9 protein-coding genes are annotated in these 12,851 nt (G+C 40.6%); all 9 read right to left on the bottom strand.

The features are described 5' to 3' along the window. Positions 1-9: 9 nt before the first annotated feature. Positions 10-1,167, bottom strand: a complete 1,158-nt coding sequence (locus tag L0M98_RS06240) for a FecR family protein (RefSeq protein ID WP_227216583.1) — start codon at positions 1,165-1,167, stop codon at positions 10-12. Positions 1,168-1,622: 455 nt separating this feature from the next. Beyond that, positions 1,623-2,174 carry an RNA polymerase sigma-70 factor gene (locus L0M98_RS06235; RefSeq protein ID WP_186976030.1) on the bottom strand — a complete coding sequence of 184 codons (552 nt, stop codon included), beginning with the start codon at positions 2,172-2,174 and terminating at the stop codon, positions 1,623-1,625. Positions 2,175-2,289: 115 nt separating this feature from the next. After that, positions 2,290-3,954, bottom strand: coding sequence for a PKD-like family lipoprotein (locus tag L0M98_RS06230; protein ID WP_186976031.1), 1,665 nt, complete (start codon positions 3,952-3,954; stop codon positions 2,290-2,292). 51 nt (positions 3,955-4,005) lie between these two features. Continuing rightward, complete coding sequence (locus tag L0M98_RS06225; protein WP_227216582.1) at positions 4,006-4,704, bottom strand: DUF4843 domain-containing protein; 699 nt, start codon at positions 4,702-4,704, stop codon at positions 4,006-4,008. Positions 4,705-4,732: 28 nt separating this feature from the next. Then, positions 4,733-6,226 carry a RagB/SusD family nutrient uptake outer membrane protein gene (locus L0M98_RS06220; RefSeq protein ID WP_186976032.1) on the bottom strand — a complete coding sequence of 498 codons (1,494 nt, stop codon included), beginning with the start codon at positions 6,224-6,226 and terminating at the stop codon, positions 4,733-4,735. 11 nt (positions 6,227-6,237) lie between these two features. Then, entirely contained in the window at positions 6,238-9,585 is a 3,348-nt protein-coding gene (locus L0M98_RS06215; protein ID WP_227216581.1) for a SusC/RagA family TonB-linked outer membrane protein, read from the bottom strand. Between the two features lie 107 nt (positions 9,586-9,692). After that, positions 9,693-10,838 (bottom strand): FecR family protein, encoded by a 1,146-nt coding sequence (locus L0M98_RS06210; RefSeq protein ID WP_099291546.1) that lies wholly within the window; start codon positions 10,836-10,838, stop codon positions 9,693-9,695. A 113-nt stretch (positions 10,839-10,951) separates the two neighbouring features. Next, complete coding sequence (locus L0M98_RS06205) at positions 10,952-11,509, bottom strand: RNA polymerase sigma-70 factor (protein WP_227216580.1); 558 nt, start codon at positions 11,507-11,509, stop codon at positions 10,952-10,954. A 224-nt stretch (positions 11,510-11,733) separates the two neighbouring features. Next, positions 11,734-12,846, bottom strand: a complete 1,113-nt coding sequence (locus tag L0M98_RS06200; RefSeq protein ID WP_227216579.1) for a TlpA disulfide reductase family protein — start codon at positions 12,844-12,846, stop codon at positions 11,734-11,736. Between the last annotated feature and the right edge of the window lie 5 nt (positions 12,847-12,851).

Here is a 12,851-nt window from a genome sequence, read left to right as displayed (position 1 = left end):
GTTCTCTTTTTATTTTAGAGTCACATGGTTCCCCTCCACGACAAACGTGATCCTTTTGATTTTTTCCATCAAATCAAATATATCGGAAACCTCCTTGTACTTCAGGATATCCATCGTGAAACGCAACTCTTTCTGCTCCGGGCTGCTGTACGAAACCTTGAAATCATACCAGCGCTGCAACTCTCTCATGATATCTTCCAAACGGGCGTTCACGAACACGATCCGTCCCAGCTTCCAAGCAATATAATCATCCACGTTGACCTCTTTCACCTCTATATTACCAGCCTCATCCACCTTCGCCTGCTCGCCGGGTACAATCCGGTGCACGCGACTCTCGCTCTTCACCTCTACCGCCCCTTGCACCAGCGTTGTCAACAAATCCGCCTCGTCAGCATAAGCCCGAACCCCGAATTCCGTTCCCAGCACGGAAATATCCGCCCGCTCCGTTCTCACCGTGAACGACCGTTGTTTCTCGTGCTCGACACTGAAATACGCCTCTCCCGTCAACCAAACGATGCGTTCCTTCGAATTAAAATGCACCGGTATTCGCAGTTCCGACTCGGAATTAAGGTACACGGTCGTACCGTCCTCCAGACGCACGATATACTCTCCCCCTCTCGGTATCTGGATCACGGTAAAACTATTATCAGCGACAACCGCCTCGTTATTTCTCATGAAATTCAGCGTATCCTTCTGATTCACCATCACCGCCAACCCGTCATTCACGCGTACCGTCGTGTCCCCGAAAAGAGCAACTTTCTCCCCGTTGGATAAGGTTACCACGGCTTTGGAACTCCCGACCTTAATCTCCTCGTGTGCCAATAAAGTTGAAGAATCTCCCTGTTTTGAATCCGACATCAACCAAATCATTCCACCCACCATCAACGGGAAAATAATCGCCGCCGCCACTCGAAGCACCCGTGAACGAATCTTTCGACTCCTGATAGCCACCGTTTCCCTTCTCAACCGCTTCCACCGATCATCCCGCGACACGCGATTACGGTCCGTGACAGCCCTTTTCAAATATTTCCCCGAGTGCAAACCTTCAAAGAAATCCCTGTTCCGCCCGGATGCATTTAACCATTCATCCAACCGGCGTTGTTCATCTTCCGAAATATCATTCAAAAGTGCCTTCGTTATCAATCTCTCAATCTCCCGTGTATTCATCAATTACTCCTATCTTAAAATATTTTTCTATCTTTCTTATCTAAGAACTCCAAAAAACAAAAAAGGTAGTATAGAAATATGGCATTTTTTCAGAAAAAAAATCTATCCTGTTCAGTTATCTTACAATAATTAATAATATATATATCAGGTATTTTACTGTTATTAAATTTTATACAAATACAATTTAAATTCTATTATTTTACCTTTAAAATAGGCTTTGAATAGGAGTTGAATAGGAGATGAATGGGAGTTGATATAAATCAACTACAATACAAATATATCATATATACTTATTATTTAACTTATTTTACCTCGAAACCAACTCTCTCGGGAACTGACCTCACCCGGATTTTTATTCTATTTATTTCCATCCCACCCCTTCCGAAGGAAAATTTTGGGATGGGAAAACTATAAAAGAGCAATAACGTGGGAAAATCAATTTAAAATCACGGCATTCACGAATACAAGTACATCATAAAACAAAGGAGATGTTTCAAACGTTCCCTCAGATAGTTATTCGCGTTTGTCTTATGTTTTTTAATGGTCGTAACGGCAATATTCAACTCCTCCGCGATCTCTTTATGACTCTTTCCTTCCAGACTCTTCGCGTACACGTTCCGACAGGCTTCCGGAAGTTCTTCAAAAATATCATTTATCAAGGCATATATTTCAGCCTCGATCATCTGGTACACGAACGACTCTTCCGCCTCCTCCACTTCAAAACCTTCCATTCGTCTATCTTGCCTCTGCTTATCCCGCAGGAACGTCAGGCAATGGTTACGCACCACCCGGTACAAGTAAGCCTTCAACTGTAACTCGTCCTCGAACTTATCCCCTTTTTCCCATAACTTAATAAAAATATCCTGCAAAAGATCACACGCCAATTCCTCATCCCCCACGTAACGCATGGCGAAATACTTTAAAGCGGCAAAATATTGTTCATATACCTCTTTAAATGTTCTCGAATCCGACAAACATATTCTTCCGCTCCGGATTGTATTTGTCATATATTCATATAATTTTAGACGAAGACAAATATAATTGTATTTCTTCAAACAAAAAAGCGGTGTCGTACACGACACCGCCTAATATCACTAAAGCATACACTATAATTCTCGCAAACTAATAGTAATATAACGCAACAGCTCCCCCGTCAAAATTTTTATTTACCCAATAATGTTTCTGTACCTCCCCGGGTTTCTGCGGATCGTCATACAATTTCAACACCCTAAAATCCCCGTTATCAAAAATAGCACCAAACACGCGCCCGTTGAAATATCGCTGGGCTGCATTGTTCCCGTCGCCTCTCCACGTTGCAGTGATAACAAAATCTTTCATATTGCCCTCTTCCGTGAATTCATGTATTTTTGAAATAGCAGTACCTTCCATACTCATCGAATACAGAGCCTTCCCCGCCCCGACATACATAAAGTCATTATAGCGCTTATCCATCGCTATTTTCACAAGACCATGTCCTTGTTCTATCAATCTTGCCGCGTCAGCAGGCAATTTCAAATTAGAAACAGCTTTATAACTTATTGAATGCTCAGCCGTGTACAAAACAGTATTTAACTCGAACGTTTGTATATAAAAATCCGAACCATCCTTATAGATAACATAAATATATTCATTAAAAAAACTTTCGTGGAAAAGTATCGAATAGATCTCCTTATCAAAATTGTCAAGAGGTATAAAACCAGCAGGTAAATTAGCAATATTGCTCGGACGAGATAAAGCATGAACCGCATAATAATCGTAACTCTGGTAATATCCGTTTGAAGCAGTCATAACAAGCAACCATTTTCTTTCTTTTTCATAAATAATCGCTAACTGGTCTTTCGCTGTCACACGTTCGGCTTTAATCTCCTCAGAACCTTTATCCGGCATATCATAAGGATCATCAAAAATCAACGGTTCAAGGATAAAACGCCCCGTGTTCGGATTACCCGCATCATAATTCACACGCGTATATATTTTCCCCGATTCATCTAATAACAACGAGAGAGCTCCAATACTTTCAAAATTAACTGGAATCAAATTAGTCGGTTCCCCTACGAACTCATCTTTCATAGACACGATCTTTTTCATGTCTTCGGAATTCACAGCAACGGATTTCCGCCAATCCCGGTCCAAGATTTGCAAAGCACTGTATCGATCATCCGGATTCGGAGCCAATCCTGTAATACGGGATATTTCCACGGGCTCTTGCCCTAATTCTTCTCCATCATTGTAAAGAGGGTACACGTTTTCATGTGGAATATATTCCGTGACCGAGAAATTAGAATAAAGCCTTCCGTCAAGTTCCACGTTTTTCTTCTCCCAATAACGCTCGACAAAATCCATTTGAGTGACACCATTACTTTTACCCAACACGACAATTCCGGTACTAAAAGGTCGGCGTATCTCCACGAGGAAACCATAGATCGTGGCATTACCAGCGTTTTTCCGATAAATAAACAACTGCCCGTTCCCTCCTTCCGTGAACACGTGCCGTAAATTTTGCTCTGTTGAAATCACTTTACCATCCATCCGCCACTCGTAAGTCAATTCATCATCACCGTTGTATTTCACCTCCAAATCTAATTGCAATTCATCACCCGCGGTCACCTTGAATCTGGCATCTATAGTATTTTCATGAAGATAAAATCTTTCTTGATCCTCTATATTTGTTATAATAACGGTATCAGGCAATACAATATCTTTATAATTCAAATTTGTTTTGTCATCCATGCAACCGGTTAATAATATATAGCCTAAGAAGCATATCATTAAAATCTTATTTCTCATAACCTATTTTTTTTGGTTCATTACAATACATATTTCTTAGTTCTATAAAAATCATCCTGTAATCGTAACAGACATTAAACGTCCATCCAACTCGTATCTAGGTGTTTTTTCCAAGGCTCTTTTAAACATGATAGCGTAATATCTCTTTTCCGAAGGATCCAAAATCCCAAAATCACGAATGCCTGTTTCTTTTACAAATTCATCATATTTCTCTTTAGAATAATCGCCCAAATAAGCCTTAGCGATATCATCTGTCCACCATTCAGGCCACGAGAAAATATCCAGCACCGTAATCTCTATAAACAGAGAATCTGCCATATAAACTTGAAAATCCGAATTAGGTACTAATTGCAATCTCAAGATTTTACTCCCTTCTTTTAATATAGCCTTTCGCTGTAATTTCACGCGCATCGTGTCAATAAAATCTCCATCCTGTTGAAACGGTTGTTCTGTTTCCAAAATGAAACAATCCTCCGGGAGTGTCGTTTTTTCTTTATCCACGTTAACGGCAAAATACAACGTTTCAGTCAAATTGTAGCCTCGAAATTCAACAGGGACGGAAATAATTTTCTCCGTGGTATTATCACTCTCGTACGCGAAATTACACTCGACTTTGTAGTAATCCTCGCCGGATTCGCTCCCGAACATGAACTTGATAAACCTTTCGGGAGTAAACATTTCCGGTTTTTCCTCTTGACACCCGTAAAACGCCAAGCAACCTAATAAAAGAAGTAAAAATATGATTCGCATAATTGTTTGCATTTATATTACACACCATTTACTGCACCCCGGCTTCCGTGTCCGGTACCGGCATAACTAATTTCCCATTATGAGCGACAGTTGTTCCATTCTCTCTTAACGGCAGGTTCAATCTCTTGTACACGTAAACCATTTGCCCCTCGCATAAAAATTCCCTACGGTATTCCTTAACCAACGCCTCCATAAAAGTACCTTTATCCACGTCAGCCTTCAAGTTATAAACCGAATTATTTCGGGCGTCTACAACTTTATTAAATATCTCGACAGCCAAAGCCCGGTCTTTATCAAAAACAGCCTCCGCCGCAATATAATAACATTCGGGGAATCGAAGTACCGGTTCCAGAGATTTTGCCGCAATCATATCACTTTCTTCCCTTCCTTCCAAAGAAAATTTAGTAACCATGTTTTTGGGGATCGCTTTCAAACGCACATCATCCGCGTTCTCCGAGAAAATTCCACTTTTATCGTTCAGCACTAAAAGCCAATCTTTAGCCGAGGAACTAAAATATCCTTCCGTCCAAGTAGACAATTCCGAGTTATAAGGAGCAAAAAGTATTTCCGAGTGTAACCGGGGTTCAATCGTACTTAACTCCATCGGGTCCCCAATATACCCGGGAGCGACAAACCTAAAATTCGTTCCTTTGTTCACAACGTTTATCACCTCATTCGCGTGTTCGAACGCCTTATCATTTTCCCCGGCATACAAGCAGACTCGGGCAAGCAATTGAGATATAGCGTAATAATTCAATCGATTGGCTCGATAATTGAAAAACTCATCAACACCTAAAACTTCCCCCGCTCCGTTATCCAGTTTAACACGGGAGTCGTTCAAGTAACTAAAAATCTTTCCCCCGGGATATTGTACATCCGTGTCAAAAGGTTTAATCCACTCTTTAGCTTTCTCCAAATCCGCAATCAAATACTTCAGAATGTTCTTCGTCGCTACCGGAGGATTCACGATAGACGGGTATGTTGTCACGTAAGGAATAAAGGCAGACTCCCCGCCATTGTCAGCGATAGGGGCTTTAGCAAAGATACGTAACAATTCAAAATGCATGAGAGCCCGTATCGCGTAAGCCTCGGCAAGAATCATATTTTTAGTAACATCCCCATACTTGAATTTTACTTCCCCGTCATTTTCCAATCCTTGAATCAAATTATTCGCCTCCGCGATAACTTTATAGCTATCCAACCAGATAGAGGCGGCTATCGACTTTGCCTCACTCTTGTCATACTCGAAATTAATCACATCCAAGTAGGGACGATGCGCTTTCTCGTTCAGACTATAACTACGTCCCCAAGCTTCCACCGCACCCCATGTCAACTCCTTCCCGTACAAATTCTTGCCGGACATATCAATATATACACCGTTCAACGCGATATAATACCCTTGTGCCTTCTCGAATAATGTTTCTTCATATATATCCAGTTCCGGCTTCACATCCAACCATTTATCACACGACGAGAATATAAATGCCAGCAAGACAATATTTATTATATATCTTTTTTTCATGACCTATATCTTTAAAAACCTACATTTACTGAAAAACTATAACTTCTGGCAAACGGGTAAGACAAACCTCGTTCCTGCTTGATTGATGATACACGGAATACATCGTTCATGTTAAAAGCCAACTTTACCCGGCTAAAACGAATCTTTTTTAGTATATCCGAAGGTAATTCATAACCGACAGATACAGATTGGAGTGTCAGCGTGTTGTCATCTTGTACAAACCTACTGGTTGGATTCGTGGGAACATTATATTGCTTCAAGCTCTTGAAGCCGGCTATATCACCTTGCTTTTTCCACCGGTCTGTAAACACTCTTTTATCCACGTTATTTTCAATATCAGCATTCTCTATTTTGGTTTGTAACGTCTGGTTATATTGCTGTCCCCCGTATGTATAAGTAAAATACACGTCCAACGTCACACCGTACAATAACAAGTTTGAAGACAAGGTACCATTCATTTTCGGTTCCGTATTCCCGATAGCAACATTCTCCGAAGCGAGCCATTCCGTACCGTAACTCCCGTCTTTATAACGGAATATCTCATCTCCTGTTTGCGGATTTATCCCCAATGACCGCATGGCGTAAATTGATGTTGTCGAAGCGCCTTCCACGTATTTCAACAAAGGTTTTTTGGTTTCGGTTTTATGGGCATTATCCTGATACTTCTCTTCTATCTTTTGATTATATGACTTCAAGGACTCGGAAATCTTCTTTATCTTATTTTTATTGGATGCCACATTAGCCGTAAAATAAAGTTGAGCGTCAGATTTAGCTAATGCTTTTACCCGTAAACTTATCTCGTAACCATTATTGGTAATCTCCCCGATATTATCCTTGTAAGACAGAAATCCCGAAGATGAAGGAATGTACATATCAGCAATCAAATCCACTGTCCTGCGGAAATAATACGTTCCCGTAAACACCAAAAGGCCGTCCAGAATATTGATTGTCGTACCTAAATCCGTTATCTTCGTTTTTTCCCATTTCAAGTTTTTATTTCCCATGGCTGTAATATTTCCTCCCAACCCTGTAGGATAAACCGATTTGCTGTTAATCGTATACAACGTGCGAGCCGTGTTAGCGGGGAAATTAGCCTTACCCGTAACACCGTATGAACCTCTGATTTTCAATTCCGAGAGCCAATTTACTCCTTTCATAAAAGCATAATTATGAATATTCAACCCCAGTCCCATCGACCAGAACGGCGCAAAACGGGTTTCGCTCCCAAAAGATGAATTTCCGTCCATTCTCCACGTGGCGTCCAACAAATAAATATTCCGGTAGGTGTAATTCAAAGATACTATCGTTCCGAACAATCTAGTTTTTTGTTGAAAAGTTGTCGGGGCATTCGGAAATTCTCTCGCGAATTGCGGATTAGCAAACCCACCCGCCGGAATATCTCTCACGTACACGCTATGGCTCTCGTCTGAACTCTCTTTCACGTTGATACCGGCAAACAAATTAATATTATGATACCCGATCATATCGTTATAATACCCGAATACACTACCGTCTATCACTGTCGCGGTTGTATTTCCAACAGTCATTTCCCCTTTATAAGGCTTGTTGTGATATTGCCCGGCTTCGGGTGAGGTATAAGCATTAGAAGAGCCTGTCGTGTAAGTCAAGGCAAGAGAACCTTTGAAATGAATTTTATTCGTCAGATAATATTGGACAGAGAAATTATCTATAAATTCCTTGCTTTTCGTTTTATCGAAACTACCCAGATAGGCATCATACAACGGATTACTGGTCGTACCGTTCGGTGTTGCAGTCTTTATTACTTCGGCAACTGTTCCGTCTTCATCCAAATAAGAATAGTAGGGATTCATAGTGGTATATTTGCTAAACGAACCGAAAGGAGATTCCTCCGAATTAACTCCCGTGTACGTGGCACTATTCTTGAATAACAATTTCCCGATATTATACTGTAACTCTAAACCCAATCCAAAGGTTTTTCTTTCGGACCCCTTCATCACCCCGTTATTCCCTTGATAATTCACGTCGATACCATAACGAAAACCGTTTGTTCCCCCTTCCATTCTTAGATAATGTTTACTACTCGCCGTATTCCGAAGCGGCAAAGCCAGCCAGTCCGTGTTATTCCCCCGCTCGATTAATCTTAGTTTCGCATGATAGTAAGCCTGCTGATAATACTCCTGATCAAACAATCCGGCTTCTTTTTCCGCCTCTACTTTTTCCTTGGCATTCATCAAATTATAATCCCGCAAGTCAGGAACCTGTACATTTAGGTTATACCCGTAATTAATCAGTATTTGCCCATCTTTAGGAGTAACGGTTGTTATCACCACAACCCCGTTCGCGGCACGAGAACCGTATATTGCCGTGGCTGCCGCATCTTTCAATAAAGTGATCGATTCAATCCGGTTAATATCCATGTCGTACACTTTATTAACACTCACCTCGAAACCGTCCAAAATGAATGTCGGTAGATTCGGGTTATTCTGCAATGCCGTTTTAGACACATTCACCTCATCCAATTCAGTCAATCCGATACCGGAATCTCCGCGAATGCTTATTTTCGGCATCACGTTCGGGTTAGAACCCATCTCGTTATTAACAGCAATCCGAAAAGAAGGATCCAATACTTGAATGGATTTCAATACATTTACTTGGGAAATCTTCTTTAATTCCGCAGCCGTCATCGTTTTCACGTTTCCCGTGTAAGACTGTCGGGAAAGATTGGCATACCCCGTCACAACGACATCTTCCAATGCAACCTCACTCTCTTTCATAACAACATTAATCGTGTCTTGACCGGTATATCTTATTTCCACGGTTTCCATCCCGATAAAAGAATATTCCAGAACAATCTGCTTACCGAGAACAAAGCGGAAAGCATACCGCCCGTCTTTATCCGTTGCCGTACCCAACTTCATATCCTTTATCTGTATTGTAACCCCGGGCAATGGAAATCCTCGTTCATCCTTTACCACTCCCACTATCTTACCCTCCTTCACGCTATCCCGAACAACCTCGGCACGCCGCTTGAAAATGACGACATTACCCATAAATTCATAAACCAGATCCGTTCCCTCGATACATTTATCCAACACGGCAACGATATCCGCCTTTTTTAAGTCCATCGTTTTCAAACCGATCTGTGAGATATCCCGGTCATTATAAACAAAATTGAATGACGTTTGTTGTTTTATCTGGGCAAAAACTTGAAGCACAGATGCATTCTTCACCGAGATATTCAACTCGACTTTCTCAACAATCGTGTCTGCCCTTAAAGCATTTATCCCCATAAACACAAAAAGAAACAATACAGACAGCATACGCCTTATCTTCCGTGTATAAAAACACAAGCGTTTCATGTAGTCTTTTTTTTCCATAAAATTGTTTTTAGTTCATATTAAATTATCATCTAAAAAAAAACGATACAAACCCCTTGAGACTAAATATTTTTAGCCTCTCCTACATTCGTTATAATTATCCTTATCTACTTCTTATAGATAAGAATCTGTTTATCACCTATTTCAAAATATACTTTGTCGGTTCTTTCTATTGATTTCAACACGGGAGTTATTTCCCCGTACTTCTCTATATCCAAGGTAAAACACTCTTGCTTAATCTCGTTGGAAAGAAAGACAGGCTCCACATTATACCACCTTGCCAAAACTTTCATGATAGACTCAAGCGTCTGATTAATAAATACAATTCGTTCATATTTCCAAGCTATAAAGGGATACGTATCGACATCCGAAACTTCCATCCTACCACTCATACCGAGCCTTGCCTGCTGGTTCGGTTTCAACCTGCATTTTGAATCCCCATAGGATACTTCCACGCTCCCTTTCACCAGTGTCGTTGTAATTTCCTGCCCCTCGTAAGCATCGAAATCGAACTCCGTACCCAGCACTCGAATTTTCAGATTTCCCGATTTCACGATAAAAGGACGTGTACTATCTTCCGTTACTATGAAATAAGCATGTCCGTTCAACTCGACTTGTCTTGAATCCTTCTTGAATTTCTGAGGAATAATTAACTCAGATTCTGCATCCATATGCACGATAGTTCCATCTTCCAAACGAGCCACATACTCTCCTCCACGGGGAACTTCGAGCCGATATTCTTTATCTGAAAAAACGTCATTCATTTCTTTCGGGAGGAAATGAATTGTGTCAAGACGATTCTCAAGCAACACCGTTTTCATCTCTTTTTGAAAAACTGTATCCCGCGTAATTACGATTTCCCCGCCTTCTGCCAGATGAAGCACGGCTTTAGAAGCAACGGGCGAGTCACTTGCGACGCATATCCCCGGTTTTCCGGCGTCTTCATTCCCTAACTGATAGAACGTGACTAACAGAACTGGAATTAATATAGCGGCAACCCATCGTACACTTTTAACCATGCGTTCCCGACGTCTGGCAAACAATATCTTTTTCTCCAATAATCTCCATTGTTCTTCCCGTATTTTCCGATGCTTCGGATCCATGGCATTTTCCAAGAACCCACGAGAACCGATCTTATTAAAAAGCAATTCATTACGATCGGACTCTTCCCGCCACTGGTTCAAAAAACGGGATTCCTCGTCATTTGTTCCAAACGTGAAATATTTCAACAATATTCGAGATACTCTATACATATTTACTCTATTATAAATTCCGGCACTCTATGTTCCAGTTTTTATATTAGAGACTCCACTTATCATGGGAGGTGTTATACACTTCGAACACTTTTTTTGAAATATTCCCCGAATTAAATATCTGAAGAGAGTAGCATCATCAATATCAATAACTTCTCTAATCGTTCCCGAATATAATGATTCGCATTATTTTTATGCCGCTTAATTGTATTTATAGCGATATGCAGTTCATCTGCAATCTCTTGATGAGATTTTCCCTCCAAACTTAAACGATATACCTTCTTGCAAGATTCCGGCAATTCCTCGAAAACTTCATTTATCATAGAAAAAACTTCCGCCTCTATAATGCGACTGACAAAATCTTCTTCAATCTCCTCCGGTACGTATCCCTGCATACGTTTCTCCGCTCTTTTTTTATTCCGTATATAAGTCAAACAATTATTGCGCACGCCCCGGTAAAGATAAACCTTAAATGTTTCTTCATTTTTAAATGTTTCTCTTTTCTCCCACAACCTCAAGAAGAAATCCTGCAATAAATCAAGAACAACATCCTCGTCTTCCAAATAATGCATGGCGAAATATTTTAGAGCGGTAAAATATCGCTCGTAGCCCTTCTTAAACTGTTTGGCATCGGATAAATCCACAACCTCCACTAACTCATTACTAAACATCTCTTAACTATAAAATAATCAATACTCGCCATTGCATAATCTTATTGTCCAAAAATAACGAAATATAAACATGGAACAACAATTGTTTTACATTTTAACATTCCGGGGTTAAACCCGCATACAACGCTACAAAAAAAAACGAGAGGTTATCTGCTTTTTAACAACCAGATAACCTCTCGTTTGTCAAGTAAATCCGTTTTTACAACCAATACACGGATAGACTATCAATTGCCTAGCAATTCTATAATCTTTTCCCGAAGTTGTTTCAAACGAATATCTTTGGCTGCAATCTTTCCATTCTTGTCCAATAACACGATGTACGGGATTCCGTTAAAATGAAATTCCGACCGGATTCCCCGCTTTTCAAACCCGTCCATGTTTCGAACATTTAGCCAAGGAAGGTTTTCTTCCTTCAAAGCTTGCTGCCATCTTGCCGGATTTTTATCCATGGAAACACTCACGAAATGAACCCCTTTGTCATGAAATTCATCATACAGACGTTTCAAGAAAGGAATCTCTCTCCGACAGGGTTTACACCAAGATGCCCAGAAGTCAATGACACAAATCCCTTCCTCCCACGTGAATTCCTGTTGTACTCCATCAAGGGTTTCAACCGGAAATTTCGGCATATCTTTCCCGATGGCAATAGATTCACACTTCAGAAGTTTTTCTTCCAATTGCTTACCCAAAGCGGATTTCTGTATTCTCGGAGTGAGCAGGTCATACAAGCTTTTTCCCCAATCGTAATTCCATCCCATCTCTTTGATGCTTAAAGAAGCAGAAAAAATATTATCAGGATACTTGCTCACGAAATCACGTACCAAATTGTACCTTATATCTCGGGATTCCAGCAAACCGCTTAGCTTGTCGTAGTATTCTTCCTGATCCACATCCTGCAAATTCAAAGCATCAAACGCTTGTTGTAACGAATCCACCATAGGAGAAATCCTGTCCTTTAACCATTCCTTTTGGAATTTCGCTTTCGCATCCTCTGCCGGCGACCCAGTTAATTTCCACTCCTGCTGACCGGAATAGTCCACATCGAGAGTCATACGGGTCCCGTCGAAATAAAAACTATTCCACCTGTCGTTTATTTTCAAGGAATACATACCTATCTCGGGAAGTTCCCCTTTTAATTTGAAATATCCGTCCTTAATAGAAGCTCTCAACAATGTATCCTGCTCAAAAGAATTTTTCATCAAAATCACATTTCCATTTGCTATCCCCCGTACATTTCCTTCCAAGTTAAATTGATAGGAAGAAGAGGATGGCGTGCACCCGCAAAATAATCCCACGAAAACGAGAAATAGTTGTGCCGTGAATATGCTCCTTTTCATTTTCC

It is taken from the genome of Butyricimonas sp. DFI.6.44, assembly GCF_022132345.1.
GTDB classification, from domain to species: Bacteria; Bacteroidota; Bacteroidia; order Bacteroidales; family Marinifilaceae; genus Butyricimonas; species Butyricimonas muris.
Note: the sequence above shows the minus strand (reverse complement) of the source record. Positions and strands in the feature narration are given on the sequence as shown.

Coding starts and splice junctions, on each gene's coding strand:
- L0M98_RS06220 (WP_186976032.1), bottom strand. CDS start 6,226: ATGAAAAAAAGATATATAATAAATATTGTCTTGCTGGCATTTATATTC.
- L0M98_RS06210 (WP_099291546.1), bottom strand. CDS start 10,838: ATGTATAGAGTATCTCGAATATTGTTGAAATATTTCACGTTTGGAACA.
- L0M98_RS06230 (WP_186976031.1), bottom strand. CDS start 3,954: ATGAGAAATAAGATTTTAATGATATGCTTCTTAGGCTATATATTATTA.
- L0M98_RS06235 (WP_186976030.1), bottom strand. CDS start 2,174: ATGACAAATACAATCCGGAGCGGAAGAATATGTTTGTCGGATTCGAGA.
- L0M98_RS06240 (WP_227216583.1), bottom strand. CDS start 1,167: ATGAATACACGGGAGATTGAGAGATTGATAACGAAGGCACTTTTGAAT.
- L0M98_RS06205 (WP_227216580.1), bottom strand. CDS start 11,509: ATGTTTAGTAATGAGTTAGTGGAGGTTGTGGATTTATCCGATGCCAAA.
- L0M98_RS06215 (WP_227216581.1), bottom strand. CDS start 9,585: ATGGAAAAAAAAGACTACATGAAACGCTTGTGTTTTTATACACGGAAG.
- L0M98_RS06200 (WP_227216579.1), bottom strand. CDS start 12,846: ATGAAAAGGAGCATATTCACGGCACAACTATTTCTCGTTTTCGTGGGA.
- L0M98_RS06225 (WP_227216582.1), bottom strand. CDS start 4,704: ATGCGAATCATATTTTTACTTCTTTTATTAGGTTGCTTGGCGTTTTAC.